17 protein-coding genes are annotated in these 22,277 nt (G+C 72.8%); 13 read left to right on the top strand and 4 right to left on the bottom strand.

Annotation, left to right across the window (positions count from 1 at the left end):
- Window positions 1-555 (top strand): GNAT family N-acetyltransferase, encoded by a 555-nt coding sequence (locus EES43_RS21575; RefSeq protein ID WP_124270237.1) that lies wholly within the window; start codon window positions 1-3, stop codon window positions 553-555.
- A gap of 63 nt (window positions 556-618) precedes the next feature.
- Complete coding sequence (locus EES43_RS21580) at window positions 619-1,269, top strand: hypothetical protein (RefSeq protein ID WP_124270238.1); 651 nt, start codon at window positions 619-621, stop codon at window positions 1,267-1,269.
- 38 nt (window positions 1,270-1,307) lie between these two features.
- On the opposite strand, the gene EES43_RS21585 is transcribed toward EES43_RS21580, so the two are convergent.
- The 3 genes from EES43_RS21585 to EES43_RS21595 form a co-directional block, all read right to left on the bottom strand.
- Window positions 1,308-1,592, bottom strand: coding sequence for a DUF6191 domain-containing protein (locus EES43_RS21585; RefSeq protein ID WP_124270239.1), 285 nt, complete (start codon window positions 1,590-1,592; stop codon window positions 1,308-1,310).
- 76 nt (window positions 1,593-1,668) lie between these two features.
- On the bottom strand, window positions 1,669-2,883 hold the full coding sequence (locus EES43_RS21590) for a PQQ-dependent sugar dehydrogenase (RefSeq protein WP_124270240.1): 1,215 nt from the start codon (window positions 2,881-2,883) through the stop codon (window positions 1,669-1,671).
- A gap of 149 nt (window positions 2,884-3,032) precedes the next feature.
- The gene (locus tag EES43_RS21595) at window positions 3,033-3,989 is read right to left on the bottom strand and encodes an aldo/keto reductase (RefSeq protein WP_124272097.1); all 957 of its coding nucleotides are present in this window, start codon (window positions 3,987-3,989) and stop codon (window positions 3,033-3,035) included.
- A gap of 163 nt (window positions 3,990-4,152) precedes the next feature.
- Between EES43_RS21595 and EES43_RS21600 the strand changes: the two genes are divergently transcribed.
- From EES43_RS21600 to EES43_RS21640, 9 genes are all read left to right on the top strand, one after another.
- Window positions 4,153-5,115 carry a 2-hydroxyacid dehydrogenase gene (locus tag EES43_RS21600; RefSeq protein WP_124270241.1) on the top strand — a complete coding sequence of 321 codons (963 nt, stop codon included), beginning with the start codon at window positions 4,153-4,155 and terminating at the stop codon, window positions 5,113-5,115.
- A gap of 415 nt (window positions 5,116-5,530) precedes the next feature.
- The gene (locus tag EES43_RS21605) at window positions 5,531-8,356 is read left to right on the top strand and encodes a putative bifunctional diguanylate cyclase/phosphodiesterase (protein WP_124270242.1); all 2,826 of its coding nucleotides are present in this window, start codon (window positions 5,531-5,533) and stop codon (window positions 8,354-8,356) included.
- A gap of 230 nt (window positions 8,357-8,586) precedes the next feature.
- Window positions 8,587-10,440 carry an acetolactate synthase large subunit gene (locus EES43_RS21610; protein ID WP_124270243.1) on the top strand — a complete coding sequence of 618 codons (1,854 nt, stop codon included), beginning with the start codon at window positions 8,587-8,589 and terminating at the stop codon, window positions 10,438-10,440.
- Between the two features lie 22 nt (window positions 10,441-10,462).
- Window positions 10,463-10,990: an acetolactate synthase small subunit gene (gene ilvN, locus EES43_RS21615; RefSeq protein ID WP_124270244.1), complete on the top strand. Its 528-nt coding sequence runs from the start codon at window positions 10,463-10,465 to the stop codon at window positions 10,988-10,990.
- A 118-nt stretch (window positions 10,991-11,108) separates the two neighbouring features.
- A complete protein-coding gene (ilvC, locus tag EES43_RS21620; protein WP_124270245.1) occupies window positions 11,109-12,110 on the top strand; it encodes a ketol-acid reductoisomerase in 1,002 nt (333 codons plus the stop codon).
- Between the two features lie 318 nt (window positions 12,111-12,428).
- On the top strand, window positions 12,429-14,021 hold the full coding sequence (gene serA, locus EES43_RS21625; protein ID WP_124270246.1) for a phosphoglycerate dehydrogenase: 1,593 nt from the start codon (window positions 12,429-12,431) through the stop codon (window positions 14,019-14,021).
- A gap of 260 nt (window positions 14,022-14,281) precedes the next feature.
- Window positions 14,282-16,756, top strand: a complete 2,475-nt coding sequence (locus EES43_RS21630; RefSeq protein WP_124270247.1) for a Tox-REase-5 domain-containing protein — start codon at window positions 14,282-14,284, stop codon at window positions 16,754-16,756.
- Window positions 16,757-16,828: 72 nt separating this feature from the next.
- Window positions 16,829-17,527, top strand: a complete 699-nt coding sequence (locus EES43_RS21635) for a hypothetical protein (RefSeq protein WP_124270248.1) — start codon at window positions 16,829-16,831, stop codon at window positions 17,525-17,527.
- A complete protein-coding gene (locus tag EES43_RS21640) occupies window positions 17,524-18,051 on the top strand; it encodes a hypothetical protein (RefSeq protein WP_124270249.1) in 528 nt (175 codons plus the stop codon). The genes EES43_RS21635 and EES43_RS21640 overlap by 4 nt, the downstream gene beginning before the upstream one ends.
- 60 nt (window positions 18,052-18,111) lie before the next feature.
- On the opposite strand, the gene EES43_RS21645 is transcribed toward EES43_RS21640, so the two are convergent.
- Entirely contained in the window at window positions 18,112-19,260 is a 1,149-nt protein-coding gene (locus EES43_RS21645) for a PucR family transcriptional regulator (RefSeq protein ID WP_124270250.1), read from the bottom strand.
- Between the two features lie 180 nt (window positions 19,261-19,440).
- Here EES43_RS21645 and EES43_RS21650 point away from each other — a divergent pair, with 180 nt between their 5' ends.
- Together EES43_RS21650 and pruA are read left to right on the top strand one after the other, a co-directional pair.
- Window positions 19,441-20,367, top strand: coding sequence for a proline dehydrogenase family protein (locus EES43_RS21650; RefSeq protein ID WP_124270251.1), 927 nt, complete (start codon window positions 19,441-19,443; stop codon window positions 20,365-20,367).
- A gap of 64 nt (window positions 20,368-20,431) precedes the next feature.
- Window positions 20,432-22,063 carry an L-glutamate gamma-semialdehyde dehydrogenase gene (gene pruA / locus EES43_RS21655; protein ID WP_124270252.1) on the top strand — a complete coding sequence of 544 codons (1,632 nt, stop codon included), beginning with the start codon at window positions 20,432-20,434 and terminating at the stop codon, window positions 22,061-22,063.
- The last annotated feature ends 214 nt before the right edge of the window (window positions 22,064-22,277 follow it).

Raw genomic sequence — 22,277 nt, forward strand, 5'->3', positions numbered from 1 at the left:
ATGTTCGCCATATCCCTGGGTGACGACGGGGCGCAGCTGCGCCCGCTGGAGGCCTGGCAGGCCGAGGAGTTCCTCACCCACATGGACCGGGCCCGCGAGCTGGTGGACGCCTGGATCCCATTCGCCGCCGCGGCCACCGACCTCGCCTCGGCCAGGAACCTGCTCCAGCGGTACGCCGACAAGCAGGCGGCCGACACCGGACGGCTCTGCGGCATCTGGCTGGACGGAACGCTCGTCGGCGGCGTCCTCTTCCGGATCTTCGACGCCGATTCGGGCAACTGCGAGATCGGCGTCTGGCTGGAGCCCGCCGCACAGGGGCGCGGACTCATCACCCGCGCCGCCGAACGCCTGATCGACTGGGCGGTGTACGAGCGCGGCATGCACCGCGTGGAGTGGGACGCCTCCGCCGCGAACACCCGGTCGATCGCGGTGGCCAAGCGGCTCGGCATGACCCGTGACGGGGTGCTGCGCCAGAACTACCTCTACCGCGGGCAGCGCCACGATTCGGAGATCTGGTCCGTCCTGGCCCCGGAATGGCGGGCCCGCAGGGGCTGAAGGAGAGGTGCGCCGGGCGCGGCGTTAAGGGGCTTCTCATCCGGACCCCCTAGCGTGCGGCGCATGAACACCACCCCCTCCTCCACCCCGACCGCCTCCGCCACGTCTGACGACGCGGAGCCGAACACCGCCGACGCCGCCTCGTCCGAGGCCGCGGCCGTCCCCGCCTCCCGCGATCCGCTGGCCAAGGAGACGACCGACGAGGAGCGGCTGGACCCGGCGGCCGAGAACCTGGAGGACGCGGAGGACGAGGACCTGGAGGCCGAGGAGGAGCTGGAGGCCGACGCCCTCGCCAGGACGTCCCACGGCGTGGGCACGGGCGCGGCGGCCGTCGTCTCCGCCGCCCTCGGCGTCGTCGCCCTGACCGGCGCGTGGAGCGGCAGGATCGCCGCCGAACGCGAGACGCTGCTGGGCCAGATCAAGACGTCCGGCGGTGGCAGCGCGGCCCAGCAGATCTCCGAGATCTACGGTGACGCCTGGCACACCACCGCCCTGGTCAACGGCCTCTTCGCGGTGCTGGCCCTGCTCGTCGGCGTCTTCGTCCTGGTCCGTCCCGCCTTCGGCGCTCCGTCCGACCGGGCGCGGCCCACCTGGATCCGCGCCGTCGCCCTGGCGGGGGTCGCCCTCGGCGTGCTCGGCGTCCTGATCTCGGCGGGCATGTACTTCGACCTCTTCCTCTCCCTGCCCACGGCCCCCGCTCCGGCGGCCGGCTGACCCGGCCCGCCGCCCGCTCAGACGGGCGGCGGACCCGGTCACCCGTCCTCGGCGTGCCCGCGCGGATCCGACTCGTGCGCCGGCCGGGGCCGGTCGCGAGAGGCATCCCGGTCCAGGGCGGCGTCGTGCGAGCCCGAACGCGCGGGCCGGTCCGCCCGGTCGGCGTCGGGCGCGCGGACGGTCACCTTGCCGGAGGTGAGGTCTATCGGCCCCCGGCCCGGATCACCGGCGTTGAGGTCGACGCGGCTCAGCTCCAGCCGTTTGCGCTCGTCGGACGCGTGCTTGCGGCCCGGAGCGAAGAGCTCCTCGAAGAAATTGAACACGGGCCGTGCTCCCTTCGGCATCCTGCTCGGGCTTCGGCGTTCGGCTCGGGCTCCGGCATCCTGCTCGGTGGTGCTCCTACCCCACTTCCACCAGCAGGATCCTGTCGTCCCCCGGCTTCGGAGTCCCCCGGCCGTCCGTATTGCTGGTGGTCACCCACACGCGGTCGCCCCCCGCACTCGCCACGGTGCGCAGACGGCCGTACCTCTCCTCGAAGAACGACTGGGGGGCGGCGGATGGTTCCGTGTCCGAGGAGGAGAGCGGGATCCGCCAGAGCCGCTGACCGCGCAGCGCGGCCATCCAGATCGAGCCCTCGGCGTACGCGATGCCGCTGGGCGACGCCTGGGACGTCCGCCACTCGGCGACCGGGTCGATGAACCCCCGCTCGCCCCGCTTGCCCTCGACCTCGGGCCACCCGTAGTTGCCGCCGGCCACGATCAGGTTCAGCTCGTCCCAGGTGTTCTGGCCGAACTCGGCCGCCCACAGCCGCTTCTCGGCGTCCCAGGCCAGCCCCTGCACATTGCGGTGCCCGTAGGAGTACACCACCGAGTCCGCCTCCGGGTTGCCGCGCACCGGCTCGCCGTCCGGCGTCATCCGCAGGATCTTGCCCGCCAGCGACTTCTTGTCCTGCGCCAGCCCGCTGTCCCCGGTCTCGCCCGTGCCCGCGTACAGCATCCGGTCCGGGCCGAACGCGATCCGGCCGCCGTTGTGGATGGTGCCCTTCGGGATGCCCCGCAGGATGGTGTCCGGCGCTCCGAGCTGCTGGCCCGCCGGACGCGCCTCGTCGTACTGCATCCGGACGATCCGGTTGTCCGAGGCGGTGGTGACGTAGGCGTACACCAGCTGGTCGGCGCCGAACGTCGAGGGGACGGCCAGCCCCAGCAGACCGCCCTCGCCCGCCGGCGACACCCCCGGCACCGAACCCAGCAGCGCCTGCTTGCCGCTCTCGCCGTCGATCCGGTGGATCGTCCCCTCGTCGCGCGAGCCGACCAGCAGGTCGCCACCCGGCAGCGCGGCCAGTCCCCACGGCGTCTTCAGGCCCTCCGCCAGCGTCCGGACGACCCTCGCCGACCCCTTCGCGGGCGCCGACGCGACCGACGGGCCCGGGGAGGCAGGGGAGGTGGAGGCATTCGAGGCCGCCGGCCGATCCGACGCGCCCCCGCCCGCCGAGCTCCCCGACCCGCCGTCGGAGGAGCACCCGGCCGACAGCAGCAGCGACGCCGCCGCCAGGGCGGCGACCGCCCCTCTGCGCACCGCGGGGGACTGAACTGATCCGAACACAGCACCGCGCACTGAACCGATCCTTTCGACGCCTGCCTGACTCAAGGGCTGTCCCGCAGTCTGCGCCGGGCGCGCCACGACGGCCACCGCGCCTCGCCGGAACGCCCGCGCACACCCGGTACGCGAACGCCCGCCCGGCAGGCGAGCGTCCCGCCGCCCGCTCAGTCCCACGACCCGCGCGCCCGGGGCAGCCCGGCGATCTCCGCCAGATCCCCCGTGTCCAGCACCAGGTTCGCGGCCCCGGCGTTCTCCACCGCCCACCGCTCCTGTTTCGCCCCCGGCACCGCCACCACGTGCGGGCCCTGCGCCAACACCCACGCGAGCGCCACCTGGGCCACGCTCGCGCCGTGCCGCTCCGCGATCCGCCGCAGCCCGGCCACCACCGGCTGGTTCGCCGCCATCATCTCCGCCGTGAACCGCGGGTGGCGGGCGCGCAGATCGTCCGGCTCGAACCCCTGCCCCGGCTTCAGCGTCCCGGTCAGGTACCCGCTGCCCAGCGGCATCGCCGCCAGCAGGCCCACGCCGCGCGCCGCGCACCACGGCAGCAGCTCCGCCAGCGCCTCGGGCGACCACACCGACAGCTCCGCCTCGACGGCACTGACCGGGAAGACCTGCTGCACCCGCTCCAACTGCCGGATCGTTCCGGCATGCGGCCCGGCGCCCGACCGGCGCGGGGCCCGCGCCCCCACCGCGCACAACCCGAGCGACCGCACCTTGCCGGCCGTGACCAGCTCCGCCATCGCGCCCCAGGTCTCCTCCACGGGAACCTCCGGGTCGGCCCGGTGCAGCTGGTAGAGGTCGATCACATCCGTCTGCAGCCGCCGCAACGACGCGTCGCACGCCCGCCGCACGTATCCGGGCCGCCCGTTGGCCACGATGTGCTGATCACCCACCAGCAGACCGCACTTGGTCGAGACGAACGCCTCCGGGCGACGTCCCTTCAGCGCCCGGCCCACCAGGAGCTCGTTGGTGAACGGCCCGTACATGTCCGCGGTGTCGAGCAGCCGGACACCCGCATCGAGCGCCGCGTGCACCGTCCGCACCGAACGGTCACCGCGCTGCTGCGACGCGCTGTAACCCCAGCTCATCGGCATGCACCCCAGCCCGACCGCTCCCACGGCGAGCCCCGCCGCCCCGATAGTCCTGCGCTCCAACTCCCCGAACCCTCCCTCGTGCCCGCCGTCACCGGGCCGAACCGCACCCCAAAGTAACCTCTGCCTCCGCCGGCCCTCCGCGCAGCCGTCCTGTGGGGCGCGCACGCGGTCGCATAGCCTCGCGACCATGACTTCTGCGACCGGCGGCACGGCGGCCGACACCGTGTGGATGCCCTTCACCGCCGACGAGATCGGCGAACTGCCCCCGGGGCTCGAACCCCTCTTCTGGGACGGCGGCCCCGACTACCCCGGCGACCCCGCCCGTTGCGCCTTCTACGTCGTCCCGTACATGAAGGGCGCCGACACGTCACAGCGCCCGCTCGGCGCGATGAGCGCCGTCCAGGTGGTCCAGACGCTCACCGCCGGCATCGACCACGTGGAGCCGGGCCTGGACCTGCTGCCCGCCGGCGTACGCCTGTGCAACGCGAAGGGGGTCCACGACGCGTCCACCGCCGAGTTGGCGCTCACCCTGATCCTGGCCTCGCTGCGCGGAGTCCCGCGGTTCGTGCGGGGGCAGCAGGCACAGGAGTGGCACTCCGGCTTCTACCCCGCCCTCGCCGACAAGTCCGTGCTCATCGTGGGATACGGCTCCATCGGAGCGGCCGTCGAGGACCGGCTCGAACCCTTCGAGTGCGCGCGGGTCGCACGCGTCGCGCGCTCCGCGCGGACCACCGCGCGCGGTCCGGTGCACCCGCTCGACGAACTGCCCGCCCTGCTGCCCGAGGCCGACGTCGTCGTCCTGTCCACTCCGCTGAACCCCTCCACACGGGGGCTGGTGGACGCCCGCTTCCTCGCCGCCATGCGGGACGGCGCCCTGCTGGTCAACGTCGCCCGGGGCCCGGTCGTGGACACCGACGCCCTGGTGGCCGAACTCGACTCCGGGCGGCTGCGGGCGGCACTCGACGTGACCGACCCCGAACCCCTGCCCGCGGGCCACTCTCTCTGGCATGCTCGGAACGTCCTGATCACGCCCCATGTCGGCGGCAGCACCTCGGCGTTCCGGCCGCGCGCCCGGAGGCTGCTGGCCCGCCAGCTCACCCGGTTCGCCGCCGGGGAGCCGTTGGACAACCTCGTCCATGTCACCGGCTGAGAGGTCCGGACGGCCACGCTACGGGGCGGTCACCGTGCGCACAGTGCCGCCCACCTCGGCTTTCGTCACGGAGCGTAGAGAAGCTATGGCCCTGAGTGACGAACCTGGTGTATCGTCCGCACGGGGAGCCGCGCCGTGCAGGGACGGCGTCGGGGGAGCACCGGAACGCTAGGGGGCGACGGGCGATGTGCTGTTCATGGAGAGACGATTCGACGCGGCGGAGCGGGCTGCGGACCTCACGCGCCGCCGGGGTGCGCTCCACCCGCCGATGGCCGGATTCCCCCCTCGGACGGAAGCGGCCGAGGCCCCTCGCGCCGTACGCCCCGATGCGCGCGGCGCGCCGCCGGACGGGCCCCGCCGGGCGTCCGGCCGCGGGATGCCGGGCGCTCGCGGACCCGGGACGGGGGGCCTTCCGGTGAGCGCGCTGGGGGCCCTGCTCGCGCCGCAGTCCGCCTCCGCCCCGGGCCTGCGCTCCCGCATCCTGCTCGGCCTCGTCTGCGCGGCATACTCCGTGGGCGCGGCGCTCGGCTGGGGCTCGCCCCGACTGGCCCTCGTCATGGGGGACTTCGGCCTCGCCGTGGCGGCGTTGATCGCCGCCGTCTCCTGCTTCCTGTACGCCCGGGAGTGCGGACGCCGCCTGCGCCCCGCCTGGCTGCTGCTGTCCCTCTCCTCGCTCATGGCCGCCTGCGGGAACGCGGTCTGGGGCTGGTACGAGGTGGTGCTCGGCGTCCCCGTGCCCACACCCTCACCGGCCGACGTCTTCTTCCTCTGCTTCGCGCCGCCCGCCATCGTGGGCCTGCTCGTGCTGGCCAAGCGCCCCGTCACCCGGGCCGGCTGGGTCTGCCTCGGCCTGGACGCCTGGCTGATCGGCGGCTCCCTGCTGACGCTCGCCTGGAGCCTCGCCCTCGCCCACACGGCGGACCTGGCGGGAGCCCAGGAGACGGGCGCCGGCGTCGCTCCCGCCGCGCTCTCCCTCGCCTACCCGCTGCTCGACATCGTGCTCGTCTCCATGGTGCTCGCGCTGCACTTCCGCCGGGCGGGCGTCAACCGCTCCGCGGTGAACACCGCCATCGCCGCCCTCGCGCTGACCGTGCTGAGCGACGCGGTGTTCACCTCGCCGCTGCTGCGCTCCACGTACGCCTCCGGCCAGTTGCTCGACGCGGGCTGGTTCGCCGGGTCGCTGCTCCTCGCCTACGCCCCCTGGGGCGCCCGGCGACGGGGCTCCGAGGTCAAGAGCCCCGCCCCGCCCCGCGCCATGACCAGCCGCCCGATCGCCGGATCACTGGCCGCGCTGACGCCGTACCTCGCCGCGGCCGTCTGCACCCTGGGCATCCTGTACAACGTCATCGAGGACCGCCGGGTGGACCGGGTCGTCGTCGTCACCGGCTGCACGGTCGCCCTCGCCCTGGTCGTCCGGCAGGGCATCATGCTCCTGGACAACATCGCCCTCACCCAGGAACTGGCCCAGAAGGAGAACCACTTCCGCTCGCTGGTGCAGGGATCCAGCGACGTCATCATGATCGCCGCCCCGAGCGGCACCCTGCGCTACGTCAGCCCGGCCGCCGCAGGGGTCTACGGGCGGGAGGCGGACGATCTCGTCGGTTCCGAGCTCTCCTCGATCATCCACCCCGACGACCTCGGCCGCGTCGTCCACGAACTGCGCCGCTTCCTGACCGCCCCGCCCCACGAGGAGCCCACCACCCGCATCGAGTGCCGCTTCCGCTCCGGCACGGGCGACTGGCTCAACGTCGAGTCCACCGTCAACCGCCACCAGGGCGGCCTGCTCCTCAACAGCCGGGACGTCACCGAACGCGTACGGCTCCAGGCCCAGTTGCAGCACAACGCCGAGCACGACCCGCTCACCGACCTGCCCAACCGGGCGCTGTTCACCGCCCGCGTGCGCCAGGCGCTCGGCGGCCGGAGGGCCGCGGACCCCGGCACCGCCGTGCTCTTCATCGACCTCGACGGCTTCAAGGCCGTCAACGACACCATCGGCCACCAGGCGGGCGACGAACTGCTCATCCAGGCCGCCCGCCGCCTCCAGGACTCCGTCCGGGCCGGGGACACCGCCGCCCGCCTCGGCGGCGACGAGTTCGCCGCGCTCATCATCGGCGACGGCACCCGCGACCAGGGCGCCCGGGAGTACCAGGTCCACGAGATCGCCGAGCGGCTGCGCCTCACCCTCTCCCAGCCCTACCGGATCGGCGCCAGCGAGGTCCGGGTGGCCGCCTCCATCGGCGTCGCCTTCGCCGAGCCCGCCATCAGCCCCACCGACCTGATGCGCAACGCGGACCTCGCGATGTACCGAGCCAAGGCGGGCGGCAAGGACCGCGTCGAGCTGTACGCCCCGCAGATGCAGGCCGACGTCGTCCGCCGCTCCGAGCTGGCCACCCGGCTGCGCACCGCACTGCGCGAAGGCGAGTTCGCCCTGCTCCACCAGCCCGTCGTCCACCTCGCCAGCGGGTCGGTGGCGGCCGTCGCGGCCCAGGCCCGCTGGCGCTCCGCCCAGGGCATCCTCTTCACCCCTGCCGAGTTCCTGCGCGTCGGCGGCGACGACGAGCGCACCGCCGAGCTCGGCCGCTGGCTCCTGGAGGAGGCCGTCTCCCAGGCCGCCGACCGGGCCAGGGCCGGGCACCCGGTCGCCGTCTCCGTACGGCTGTCGGCCGGCCGGCTGCTGGACCAGGCCCCGCCCTTCGGGTCGATCGAGGCGCTGCTGACCCGCCACGGGCTGCCGTCCGGCGCCCTGATGATCGAGGTCGCCGACAGCGACCCCCGGGTCTCCTTCGACGACCTGGAACGACGTCTGGTGGCGTTGCGCAGGCTCGGCGTACGGATCGCGCTCGACGGCTTCGGCAGCGGCTTCGCCGCGATCAACGCACTGCGCCGGCTCCCCATCGACGTCCTCAAGCTGGACCGGTGCCTCGTGGAGGGGGTGGTCGAATCGGCCAGACTGCACAAGATCACCAGCGGTCTGCTGCGGATCGCCTGCGACCTGGGCCTGCAGTCCGTCGCGGACGGCGTCGACGTTCCGGAGCAGGTGCTCGCCCTGCGGGCCATGGGCTGCACGCACGGCCAGGGCATGGCCTTCTCGGGCCCGCTCGACGAGTACCGGCTGCGCCGCGCGCTGGTGCGCGGGCAGTTCCCCGTGCCCGGTGTGCCGAGCGCCCGGCCGGTGATGGCGGGCGGCTCGATTCCGCTGCTCACCGGATCACATGGTGAGACGCCCGTCCCACCCACTTGACACGTCATGCGTGCCGGAGAGAGGGTCAATGCCATGCGCACCCGAATTCTCGTACTTGAAAAGCGCGTCGGCTGAAGCGGAGTCCTTGCACGGCACTCTGCGACCGCACCCGGCGCGCTCCCCTCGCTTGCCTCACGGCACGAGGGGTTTTTTGTTGCACTGACACCTCTCAAACCGCTGCAAAACGCCCGCGAAAAACACCCGCGAAAACCCTCAGCTTCGAGAAGAGAATGCCGATGACCGAGCAGGCCACCGGGGCCCACCACCCGCAGCCGCGCGCCCGTAGCGGCGGACCGTCCTCCGCCACCGTTGAGCACGTCACGGGCGCGCAGTCCCTCATCCGCTCTCTCGAGGAAGTCGGCGCCGACACCGTATTCGGCATTCCCGGCGGCGCGATCCTCCCCGCCTACGACCCGATGATGGACTCCACCCGGGTCCGCCACGTCCTGGTCCGCCACGAGCAGGGCGCGGGCCACGCCGCCACGGGGTACGCGCAGGCCACCGGCAAGGTCGGCGTCTGCATGGCCACCTCCGGCCCCGGCGCCACCAACCTGGTCACCCCGATCGCCGACGCGCACATGGACTCCGTCCCGCTGGTCGCGATCACCGGCCAGGTCGCCTCCAAGGCCATCGGCACCGACGCCTTCCAGGAAGCCGACATCTGCGGCATCACGATGCCGGTCACCAAGCACAACTTCCTGGTCACCAAGGCCGAGGACATCCCGCACACCATCGCCGAGGCCTTCCACATCGCCTCCACCGGCCGCCCCGGACCGGTCCTCGTCGACATCGCCAAGGACGCCCTCCAGGCCCGGACCACGTTCAGCTGGCCGCCCACCCAGGACCTGCCCGGCTACCGCCCGGTCACCAAGCCGCACGCCAAGCAGATCCGCGAGGCCGCCAAGCTGATCACGCACTCCCGGCGTCCGGTGCTGTACGTCGGCGGCGGCGTCCTCAAGGCCGGCGCCACCGCCGAGCTGAAGGTCCTCGCGGAGCTGACCGGCGCGCCCGTCACCACCACCCTCATGGCGCTCGGCGCCTTCCCCGACAGCCACCCGCTGCACGTGGGCATGCCGGGCATGCACGGTTCGGTCACTGCCGTCACCGCGCTCCAGAAGGCCGACCTGATCGTCGCCCTCGGCGCCCGTTTCGACGACCGCGTCACCGGCAAGCTGGACAGCTTCGCCCCGTACGCCAAGGTCGTCCACGCCGACATCGACCCCGCCGAGATCGGCAAGAACCGCACCGCCGACGTCCCGATCGTGGGCGACGCCCGCGAGGTCCTGGCCGACCTGGTCCAGGCGGTCCAGGCGGAGCACACCGAGAGCGGGGCCGGCGACTACACCGCCTGGTGGAAGGACCTCAACCGCTGGCGCGACACCTACCCCCTCGGCTACGACCTGCCCGAGGACGGCAGCCTCTCCCCGCAGCAGGTCATCCAGCGCATCGGCAAGCTCGCCCCCGAGGGCACGATCTTCGCGGCGGGCGTCGGCCAGCACCAGATGTGGGCCTCCCACTTCATCGACTACGAGGAGCCCGCCACCTGGCTCAACAGCGGCGGCGCGGGGACCATGGGCTACGCGGTCCCGGCCGCGATGGGCGCGAAGGCCGGCCGGCCCGACCGCACGGTCTGGGCGATCGACGGCGACGGCTGCTTCCAGATGACCAACCAGGAACTGACCACCTGCGCGCTCAACAACATCCCGATCAAGGTCGCGATCATCAACAACGGCGCCCTCGGGATGGTCCGCCAGTGGCAGACCCTCTTCTACAACCAGCGCTACTCCAACACCGTGCTGCACTGCGGATCGGACACCGACGGCGCTCCGGCCAAGGGCACCCGCGTCCCGGACTTCGTCAAGCTGTCCGAGGCCATGGGCTGCTACGCGATCCGCTGCGAGGACCCGGCCGACCTGGACAAGGTCATCGAAGAGGCCAACTCCGTCAACGACCGCCCGGTCGTGATCGACTTCATCGTCCACGAGGACGCCATGGTCTGGCCGATGGTCGCCGCCGGCACCTCCAACGACGAGGTCCAGGCCGCACGCGGCGTCCGCCCCGACTTCGGCGACAACGAAGACTGAGAGACAGAGAGAGACCGCCTCCATGTCCGAAAAGCACACACTCTCCGTCCTGGTCGAGAACAAGCCCGGTGTCCTCGCCCGGATCACCGCCCTGTTCTCCCGACGCGGCTTCAACATCGACTCGCTCGCGGTCGGTACCACCGAACACCCCGACATCTCCCGCATCACCATCGTCGTGAATGTCGAGGACCTGCCACTGGAGCAGGTGACCAAGCAGCTCAACAAGCTGGTCAACGTCCTGAAGATCGTCGAACTCGAGCCCGCCGCCGCGATCCAGCGGGAGCTCGTCCTGGTGAAGGTGCGCGCCGACAGCGAGACCCGCTCCCAGATCGTCGAGATCGTCCAGCTGTTCCGCGCCAAGACCGTGGACGTCTCCCCGGAGGCGGTCACGATCGAGGCGACCGGAGGGGCCGACAAGCTGGAGGCCATGCTCAAGATGCTGGAGCAGTACGGCATCAAGGAGCTCGTCCAGTCCGGCACCATCGCCCTAGGGCGCGGCGCGCGCTCGATCACCGACCGCTCCCTGCGCGCGCTCGACCGATCGGCCTGAGCGGCCGGCCCCGGGCGGGCGGCCGTCCGCCGCGCTCGCATGGCGAGACCTGACAACGCACACGACGCACCCCGCCGTACGGTGGGACGCAACACCTGCACACCAAGGAGAAGACCCAGTGGCCGAGCTGTTCTACGACGCCGATGCCGACCTGTCCATCATCCAGGGCCGCAAGGTCGCGGTCCTCGGCTACGGCAGCCAGGGCCACGCCCACGCGCTGTCGCTCCGCGACTCCGGCGTCGACGTCCGCGTCGGTCTGCACGAGGGCTCGAAGTCCAAGGCCAAGGCCGAGGAGCAGGGCCTGCGCGTGGTGACCCCGGCCGAGGCCGCCGCCGAGGCCGACGTCATCATGATCCTCGTCCCGGACCCGATCCAGGCCCAGGTGTACGAGGAGTCCGTCAAGGACAACCTCAAGGACGGCGACGCGCTGTTCTTCGGCCACGGTCTGAACATCCGCTTCGGCTTCATCAAGCCGCCGGCCGGCGTCGACGTCTGCATGGTCGCCCCGAAGGGCCCGGGCCACCTGGTTCGCCGCCAGTACGAGGAGGGTCGCGGCGTTCCGTGCATCGTGGCCGTCGAGCAGGACGCCTCGGGCAACGGCCTGGCGCTCGCCCTGTCGTACGCCAAGGGCATCGGCGGCACCCGCGCCGGCGTCATCAAGACCACCTTCACCGAGGAGACCGAGACCGACCTGTTCGGTGAGCAGGCCGTCCTCTGCGGTGGCACCGCCGCCCTGGTCAAGGCCGGTTTCGAGACGCTGACCGAGGCCGGCTACCAGCCGGAGATCGCGTACTTCGAGTGCCTGCACGAGCTGAAGCTCATCGTCGACCTCATGTACGAGGGCGGCCTGGAGAAGATGCGCTGGTCCATCTCGGAGACCGCCGAGTGGGGCGACTACGTCACCGGCCCGCGGATCATCACCGACGCCACCAAGGCCGAGATGAAGAAGGTCCTCGCCGAGATCCAGGACGGCACCTTCGCCAAGAACTGGATGGCCGAGTACCACAACGGTCTGCCCAAGTACAACGAGTACAAGAAGGCCGACGGCGACCACCTGCTGGAGACCACCGGCCGTGAGCTGCGCAAGCTCATGAGCTGGGTGAACGACGAAGAGGTCTAGCCGGCGGGGAGCGGGGCGGCCGGGTCCTGATCCACCCGTCCCGCTCCGCTCCGCGGTACCCGCCTCGCGCCGCCGTGTCACTGCGGATCACGCGCGGGAGGCGGCGGCGGGACGACGGCCGCACACGGTGTACACCACGTCCACCCTCGTGCGGGTGATCCTTCCACCGGGGCGCAGTGGACGGCCCACCGCATGACTACACTTCTCAACAGAACCACGCGTCAGGGCCCACAGTGTCGTGCGTCTACCACGCGGCTAGCCCCTCCACCGCCTGCGGCCGTCGGGACGGCCGTCCGCACTGGACTTGTGAGGACTCACGTGAGCTCGAAACCTGTCGTACTCATCGCTGAAGAGCTGTCGCCCGCCACGGTCGACGCCCTGGGTCCGGATTTCGAGATCCGGCACTGCAACGGCGCCGACCGCGCCGAACTCCTCCCCGCGATCGCCGACGTCGACGCCATCCTGGTGCGCTCCGCCACCAAGGTCGACGCCGAGGCCATCGCCGCCGCGAAGAGGCTCCGGGTCGTGGCCCGCGCCGGCGTCGGTCTGGACAACGTCGACGTCTCCTCGGCCACCAAGGCCGGCGTGATGGTCGTCAACGCCCCGACGTCCAACATCGTCACCGCCGCCGAGCTGGCCTGCGGTCTGCTGGTGGCCACCGCGCGCAACATCCCGCAGGCCAACACCGCGCTCAAGAACGGCGAGTGGAAGCGGTCCAAGTACACCGGGGTCGAGCTCAGCGAGAAGGTCCTCGGCGTCGTCGGCCTCGGCCGCATCGGCGTGCTGGTCGCCCAGCGCATGTCGGCCTTCGGCATGAAGATCGTCGCCTACGACCCTTACGTCCAGCCGGCCCGCGCCGCGCAGATGGGCGTCAAGCTCCTCAGCCTGGACGAGCTGCTGGAGGCCGCCGACTTCATCACCGTGCACCTGCCCAAGACGCCCGAGACGCTGGGCCTGATCGGTGACGAGGCGCTGCACAAGGTCAAGCCCTCGGTGCGCATCGTCAACGCCGCGCGCGGCGGCATCGTGGACGAGGAGGCGCTGGCCTCCGCGCTCAAGGAGGGCCGCGTCGCCGGCGCCGGGCTCGACGTGTACGCGAAGGAGCCCTGCACGGACTCCCCGCTCTTCCAGTTCGACCAGGTCGTGTGCACCCCGCACCTGGGCGCCTCGACCGACGAGGCCCAGGAGAAGGCGGGCATCGCCGTCGCCAAGTCCGTCCGCCTCGCGCTCGCCGGCGAGCTGGTCCCGGACGCCGTCAACGTCCAGGGCGGGGTCATCGCCGAGGACGTGCGCCCCGGTCTGCCGCTCGCCGAGAAGCTCGGCCGGATCTTCACCGCGCTCGCGGGCGAGGTCGCGGCCCGCCTCGACGTCGAGGTGTACGGCGAGATCACCCAGCACGACGTCAAGGTGCTGGAGCTCTCGGCGCTCAAGGGCGTCTTCGAGGACGTCGTCGACGAGACCGTCAGCTATGTCAACGCCCCGCTCTTCGCGCAGGAGCGCGGCGTCGAGGTCCGCCTCACCACCAGCTCCGAGTCGCCCGAGCACCGCAACGTGGTCACCGTGCGCGGCACGCTCGCCGGCGGCGAGGAGGTCGCGGTCTCCGGCACGCTGGCCGGACCCAAGCACCTCCAGAAGATCGTGGCCATCGGCGACCACGACGTCGACCTGGCCCTGGCCGACCACATGGTCGTCCTGCGCTACCAGGACCGCCCCGGCGTCGTCGGCGCGGTCGGCAAGATCCTCGGCGAGGCCGGTCTGAACATCGCGGGCATGCAGGTCTCGCGGGCCGCCGCCGGCGGCGAGGCCCTGGTCGTGCTCACCGTCGACGACACCGTCCCGCCGGCCGTGCTGAACGAGATCTCCGACGAGATCGGCGCCGCCTCGGCCCGCTCGGTGGACCTGACGGACTGACCTTCCGGGCCGGCCGCACCCACCGGTCCGGCCCGCTCCACCGGCCCGCCGCTCCGTACCCGGCGGCCGGACACCCGTCCCGTACCGGGCGGTGTCCGGCCGCCGGGTACGTCGCTGTGCGCCCCGCCCCGTGCCGGGCGACGCCACGCGAGGCGTTGTGGGCCCGGGGTTGGGCCCACGGGCCCACGACGGGCACGGTCCGCCGACCCTAGGGTGACTCATCGTCACGTCACTCATGGGCAGCGGGGGTTGGGTCACGTATGTCTGCTATCGGTGGCATACCCGTTCCGGGCGGCCCGGCCCCGACCGGCCCGGCCCGCCGTGAACTTCCCCGCCGGCTCGGCGTGGTGCGGGTGCTGCTCCTCGTCCTGTTCGCCGCGACGGTCCTGGGCGCGGTCGGCCTGTCCGGCTCCGCGCTCGCCGCGGACGCGATGGGCGCCGAAGTGCTCGGCATCCTGCTGTACGCCTCCGCGCCCGGCGTGCTCGCGGCGCTGCTGGCGCGGCATGTGCGCACCGGTGGCAAGCGGGTCCTGTGGGCAATCGTCGCCGTCCAGGTCTGGCTGATCCTCGGCGGCACCGCCAACCTGGTGTCCGGTTCGCCGGACGGGTTCACCCAGCTCGTCCTGCCCGTCCTGATCCTGGTGCTGCTCAGTCGGCCGCCGAGCCGGGCGTGGTTCGCGCTGCCGCCCGGCGAACGAGGCGAGCAGCCGAAGTTCTCGCTCCCGCACATGATCACCTGGCGCCGGGACCGGGGCCAGTCCGCCCTGGAGTACCTGGGCCTGGTGCTGATCGTCGTCGCGCTGATCGGGGCCATGACGGTCGGCGGTCTCGGCGGCCGGATCACCGAGGGGCTCCAGTCGGCGATCTGCTCGCTGACCGGCAGCTCGTGCCCCGTCTCTCCCGGCAGCGGCTCCGTGGAGGCCGGCGAGGGCGCGAACAGCGGTGGGGCGCAGGGCGGTTCGGCCCGGGGCGCGGAGGGCGGCGCCTCCGAGGGCGGTACGTCCGGCGGCGCGGACGCTGGATCGACGGTCACCGGCGGCTCCGGCGGCGACGCCACCGGCGGTACGGGCTCCACCGGCGGTACGGAGGGCGGTTCCGGCACCGGGGGCACCGGCGGTACGGAGGGCGGTTCCTCCGGTACGGGCGGCACCACCGCCGGTACGGAGGGCGGCGGCACCGGCGGCCCGGACGACGAGGGCCGGCCCGGCACCGGCGAGGACACCTATCCCGAGGACGCCGAGGAGCCCGAGGCCGTCCACGACGTGCCCGCCTCCGCCGAGGGCGAGGGCGAGGGCGAGGACGGCGACGGCGGCGAGCGGGCCGACGACAAGGAGGACTGCGGCGGCTGGGGCTTCTTCGGCTGCGCCTGGGACCGCACCACGCAGGTCGTCAAGGGCGTGGTGGTCGACGGGATCTGGGGCGACATCACCGGGATCATCGACCTGTTCAAGCCCGAGACCTGGTCCGGGCTGGCCGACTACGGCCGTCAGCTCGGCGACCGGTGGACGAAGGACTCCTCCGGTGCGGGCGACAAGTGGCGCGACGGCGACTACCTGGGCGCGCTCTGGGACTGGAGCAAGGCGTCCGTGAACACCGCGGGCACCGTCGCGGACGACGTCTTCGTCGGCGACGACGTCCGCGAGCGCTGGAACAACGGGGAGAAGACCCGGGCCGTCACCGACGTGATCTGGAACATCGGCTCGCTGTTCATCCCCGGCTACAACGTCGGGAAGGTCGTCGGCAAGGTCGGGAAGATCGGCAAGGTCGGCAAGGTCGCCTCCGAGATCGCCGAGGCGGCGGGCGACGCGGGCGCGGCGGCCCGCCGGGCCCGCAAGGCGGCGGAGGCGGGCGACCTCGACGGAGTCCGCAAGGCGGCCAAGGAGGCCGACGAGGCGGCCGACGGCGCCGAGGACGCGGCCCGCAGGACCGGCTGCGTCATCGCCTCCGGTCCGGCCGCCCCGCTGCGGTACGGGGGAGGAGGGGCCGGTGGGGTCCCCGGTTCCGGTACGGGGGTCCTGGCGGCTGGCTCCGGAGGCCGGAGCGTTATGGCGGAGGGCGGCTGCGACGAGGCGGCCAAGGCCGCCGCCGCCGAGGCGCGGGCGCAGGAGCGGGCCGCGCACCTGGAGCAGAAGCGCCTGGAGGAGCCGGAGCGGGCGCGCAAGGCCGAGCTGGACAAGAAGCAGTACCCGGAGCCGCAGCGCAACGACACCTCCGACCCGCGCAACTACAACCCGCCGTCCTGGGCCGACGACCTGAAGGACCGCACGCTCGGCGACGCCGACGCGGGCGACGGCTTCTGGGCGAGCCGGGACCGCAACCCCGCGCCCAACTGGAAGAACGAGTCGTGGCTGCGCTACCAGGAGCAGGTCACCGGGACGAACCGGGGCCAGGAGTACGTCGTACCGCACCCGAGGGAGGGCAAGCCGGCCGTGGAGTACGACGGCTGGGACTCCGGCAGGCAGACCTACCTGGAGGCCAAGAACGGCTACGGCAGCTATCTGTCCAAGTCCGACCGCGGCGCGCTCACCCCGTCCGGCAGGGAGAAGTTCGTGACGGAGGCGCGGGCCCAGGTGGAGGCGTCGGGCGGGCGCACCGTGGAGTGGCACTTCTCCGATCCGGACGTCGCGAAGGCGGCCCGCAAGGCGTTCCGCGACGAGCAGTTGCCGATCAGGGTGGTCCACTCGCCGACCAAGCCCGGTGACAGCACCAGGAAACCGGGGGCCTTCGACGAGTAGCCTGCACGCGTGGTGATCCCGGCCGTGCGGCCGGGGGAGCGGCACGGGCCGGGCGACGGAGGAGAGACGGACATGCGACGTGTAGTGCGGGGCTTCTGGGGACCCCGGCCGGAGTCGGCCGAGGCCCTGGCCGAGCGGTGGCGGCAGACCCTCGAAGGACTCGCCGCCCTGGTCCCGCAGGCGACGGACGACTGGAGCCAGGTCCACAGCAGCGGACCGGCCGACGCCATCACGGCCGACGGCGACGCCCTGCTCGCGGCTCTGCGGGCCGCGCAGAGCGCCGCGGACTGGTCGGACCTCACGGGCACCGGCCTGCGGCTGGTCGGCACCGGGACACCCGGCTGGGAGGCCGAGGTCAGCGGACTCGCCGGAGGCGAACCGGAGTTCCTGCTCCAGTCCGTGGCCGTCGTCCTGCACACGCCGGACGACGCCGCCGTCCCGGAGGACGCGCTCCTCGCGCTCCTGGCACGGACCTGGGAGCCGGACTTCGGGGACGTGAGCGACGACGACGTGCTCGACGCCCTGGAGGACGACGGCGGCTTCCTCGTCGGCGATCCGGTCGTCGGCCGGTACGGCTATCTCTCCCCGGCACGGGCCGCGCTGGCACCCGAGGACCTGGACGCGGCCCGCGAGGAACTGCCCGGCGGCGGCGTGCTCCTCGGCCTCGCGGCCCCGGGGGACGGCGCGGCGGTGGTCCGGGCGTACCGGCGGCTGCGCGAGGCGGGTGCGCTCGACCCCCTGCCGCGCCCCATGGACCGGGCCGTCCTGTGACCTCGCGTGCGGGCGAGCCGTTCGCGGCGGCCCGTGCGGCGGCCGAGGTCGGGGAACTGCTCGCCGCCCCCGTACCGGAGGCCGGTCCCACCCGCGCGGAGGGCGACCCCGTCACGGGCGAGTGGTCGGCGACCGCCGGCGCGGGCTTCCGTATCGTCCCGCTGTGGGAGGGCGACGCGCTGAGCGGGGTGTACGGCGGCGAGTGGACGGACGCGGAGGAGGCCGGCGAGGCCCGGCTGGCCGCCCTGAGCGAGGCGCTCGACGCCGGGTGGGGCCCGCACCGCACGGTCCGCACGCACGTTCCGCTGCTCCGGTGGCAGGCGGGGAACAGGGTGGAACCGCTGTTCGCGGCGCTGTTCGCCGAGGACCTGTACGGCGATCTGCTCGTCTGGGGCCCGGTGGGTCCGCCCGACCGCTGGTTCGCGGTGGGCGTCGGCCACAGCGACGGGGACGCGCCGCTGGTCCTGGCCGCCCTGGTCAGCGCGCGGCCGGTCGACGAACCGGACCCGGCGGACGGCCCGTAGCGGGGCCGTCGAGGCGGCGGGGGCTTCGAGCGTCCCCGGAGACCGGGGGCCGCGGCACGCTCAGAGCCGCGCGCCCTTCAGCGCCATGTGGAGCAGCAGCCGGTCCTCGCCGGCGTTCAGGTCGAGGCCGGTGATCTGCTGGACGCGGGAGAGCCGGTAGTAGAGCGTCTGGCGGTGGATGCCCAGCTCGGCGGCGGTCCGGCTCGCCTGGCCGGCGCAGTCCAGGAACGTCTCGGCGGTGCGGACGAGATCCTGGTGCGGCGGGGCGAGCAGCGTGACGACGGCCTGGTCACGGGCGGCGTCCGACGGGTGCGGGAGCGCGGTGAGCAGTCGGTACGGTCCGATCGCCGACCACCGGGCGACCGGGCCCAGGCGGGCCTCGGCGCGGGCGGCGCGGGCCGAGGCGGTGGCCTCCCGCCACGACACCGCCAGCTCGTCCAGGCCCCAGCGGGGCGCGGCGATCCCGGCGGTCGCGGTCCCGCCGGCGGCCGAGCGCAGCCGCTCGGCGGCGTTCGCGGCCGGGTCCAGGTGACCGGCCGAGCGCAGCCGGACCAGGGCCGCCAGCGACAGGGAGCCGGCCGCGCCCGGCGGGGCGACGGCGGCCAGGGCCGCCGCGGACGTGACCGTACGGACCGAGGGCGTGTCGTCGGCCCACGGCGTCACGCACACCACGGCGTGCAGCCCCTCCGCGTCCCGGCCCAGCGCCTCGCGCAGCGCGGCCACCGCGCTGTCGTGCTGCCGGCCCGGCCCGGCCGCGAGGACCGCGCCGAACTCCCGGGAGAGGTCCGCCCCGGCCCGCGCCTCGTCGGAGAGCAGCGCCCCGATCCGGGCGGCCACCTCCATCGCCGCGGCCAGTTGCCCTTCGGCCGGGCCGGGGTCGGCGTCCAGGAGCCAGACGTAGCCGAGGACGACGCCCCGATGGCGTACCGGCAGGCAGATCCGGTCCCGGAAGACCCCGGCCTCCGGGGCCGCCGGGATGCGGACGGGGCCGGTGGCCCGGGTGATGCCGAAGCCCTCGAACCAGGCCCGGACGGCCGGGGTGGAGCGCCGGGTCAGGATGGAACGGGTGCGCACGGGGTCCATCGCCGTGTCGTCGTCGCTGTCGTGGGCCCCGAAGGCGACCAGGCCGAAGTCCCGGTTCTCCAGGGTGGCCGGGGCGTCGAGGAGGGCGGAGATCTCGTCGACCAGTTCCTGGTAATCGCCTGTCACCCGGCCATTCTCGCATTCCTTCAGACAGATGTCTGAGAGCGCGGCCACGGATGCGTGACAGGTGTCGATGGCACAGGATCGGAGCGGTCCCTAGATTTCACGGTGGTCATCCGTGCCGTACCGGTCCGTCCGCGTCCGTGCCGTCACGGTCTCTCGTCCGTACATTCGTGGAGGTGCCCCGTGCTGGGTCCCGTGATTCTCGCCGCGTCCCGCAGCGACAAGATGCGCCGGTTCATCTCGGCCGCGCCCGGCACCAAGCAGGTCGTCGACCGCTTCATCGCCGGTGAGAGCGTCGACCAGGTCGTGCCGATCGTCGAGGACGCGGCCGGCAAGGGCCTGGAGGTCACCCTCGACGTCGTCGGCGAGGACATCACCACCCCCGCGCAGGCCGAGGCGGCCCGCGACGCCTATCTGGAGCTCGTCGAGCGGCTGAAGGTCCTGGACCTGGGCGTCCGCGCCGAGATGTCCGTCAAGCTCTCCATGTTCGGCCAGGCGCTGGAGGGCGGCCACGAGCTGGCCCTCGCCAACGTGCGCCCGGTCGTCGAGGCCGCCGCCGCCATCGGCACCACGGTCACCCTGGACGCCGAGGACCACACCACCCTCGACTCGATGTTCGCCATCCACGAGGAGCTGCGGAAGGACTTCCCGCAGACCGGATGCGTCATCCAGTCCTACCTCTTCCGCACCGAGGCCGACGCCCGCCGCCTGGCCGCCGCCGGCAGCCGCGTCCGCATCGTGAAGGGCGCCTACAAGGAGCCCGCCTCGGTCGCGTACCAGAACAAGGCCGAGATCGACAAGGCGTACGTCCGCGTCACCCGGATCCTGATGGAGGGCGAGGGCTACCCGATGATCGGGTCGCACGACCCGCGCCTCATCGCCGTCGCGCAGGAGCTGGGCCGGCAGGCCGGGCGCAAACTGGACGAGTACGAGTTCCAGATGCTGTACGGCATCCGCAGCGACGAGCACGTCCGGCTCGCGGCCGAGGGCCACCGGATGCGCGTCTACACGGCGTACGGCACCGACTGGTACGGCTACTTCATGCGCCGCCTCGCGGAGAAGCCGGCCAACCTGCTGTTCTTCGCCCGCTCCGTCCTCACCAAGGGCTGAGAACCGGGGCGCGAGAACCCCCGCCGATCCCCATCCACGCCGACACCAAGGAGACAAGGCACTCATGGACGCTGTGACCCAGGTCCCCGCTCCGGTCAACGAGCCGGTCCGCTCCTACGCCCCGGGCTCCCCGGAGCGCGCCCGCCTGGAGGCGAAGCTCAAGGAGCTCAGCCAGAACCCGATCGACCTGCCGATGACCATCGGCGGCGAGAAGCGGATGGGCGCGGGCGAGCGCGTCGACGTCGTCCAGCCGCACAACCACCGCTCCGTCATCGGCACCTTCGCCGGCGCCACCGAGCAGGACGCCCAGGACGCCATCGACGCGGCCCTCGCCGCCGCTCCGGCCTGGCGCGCGATGTCCTTCGACGACCGCGCGGCGATCATCCTGCGCGCGGCCGAGCTGCTGTCCGGCCCGTGGCGCGAGACGCTGGCCGCCTCCACCATGCTGGGCCAGTCCAAAACCGCCCAGCAGGCCGAGATCGACACGCCCTGCGAGCTCGTCGACTTCTGGCGCTTCAACGTGCACTACGCGCGCCAGATCCTCGCCGAGCAGCCCCCGGCCAACTCCCCGGGCGTGTGGAACCGCATGGACCACCGCCCGCTGGAGGGCTTCGTCTACGCGATCACGCCGTTCAACTTCACGGCCATCGCGGGCAACCTGCCGACCGCCCCGGCCCTGATGGGCAACGTCGTCGTGTGGAAGCCGTCCCCGACGCAGACCCACGCCGCCGTGCTGCTGATGCGGCTGCTGGAGGAGGCCGGTCTGCCCAAGGGCGTCATCAACCTGGTCACCGGCGACGGCATCGCGGTCTCCGAGGTGGCCCTCAACCACCGCGACCTGGCCGGCATCCACTTCACCGGCTCGACCCCCACCTTCCAGCACCTGTGGAAGACGGTCGGCAACAACATCGCCAACTACCGCACCTACCCGCGGCTCGTCGGCGAGACCGGCGGCAAGGACTTCGTCGTCGTGCACCCGAGCGCCGACCGCGCCGTGCTGAAGACCGCGCTGACCCGCGGCTCCTTCGAGTACCAGGGCCAGAAGTGCTCGGCGTCCTCCCGGGCGTACGTCCCGGCCTCCATCTGGAACTCCGGTTTCAAGGAGGAGTTCGCGGCCGAGGTCGACTCCATCACGATGGGCGACGTCACCGACCTGTCGAACTTCATCGGGGCCGTCATCGACGAGCGTTCGTTCGCCAAGAACAAGGCCGCGATCGACCGCGCGACGTCCGACCCGGCGTGCCGGATCGTCGCGGGCGGCACCTACGACGACTCGGTGGGCTACTTCGTCCGCCCGACCGTCATCGAGTGCTCCGACCCCGAGAACGAGGTCTTCACGACCGAGTACTTCGGTCCGATCCTCGCGATCCACGTGTACGAGGACGAGAAGTACGACGCGATGCTGGAGCAGATGGAGTCGGTCTCCGACTACGCGCTCACCGGCTCGGTCATCGCGGGCGACCGCGCCGCCGCCGCGTACACGATGGAGAAGCTGCGCTACGCCGCGGGCAACTTCTACATCAACGACAAGTCGACCGGCGCCGTCGTCGGCCAGCAGCCCTTCGGCGGCGGCCGTGCCTCCGGCACCAACGACAAGGCGGGCGCTCCGCAGAACCTCCAGCGCTGGACCCTGACCCGGGCCATCAAGGAGACGCTGGTCGCGCCGACCGACTACACCTACCCGCACCAGGGCTGACGCCCGCGCCCGGGGTGCCGCAGCACGCCGCCCCGGGCCCGCCGAGCACCGCCCCCCGACCGGCCCCCCTGCCGGCCGGGGGGCGGTTTCCATGGGGCCGGAGGTCGCTCGGGAGGCCGGGGGAGGACCCGGGAGGCCCTGGGGGCCGCTCGGGAAGGCGTGCGGCAAGGCACGCGGTCTTGTGGTCTAGGTAATGAGCATGTCAAATTTCTGC

The sequence above is a fragment of the Streptomyces sp. ADI96-02 genome, assembly GCF_003846185.1.
In the GTDB taxonomy this organism is placed as follows: domain Bacteria; phylum Actinomycetota; class Actinomycetes; order Streptomycetales; family Streptomycetaceae; genus Streptomyces.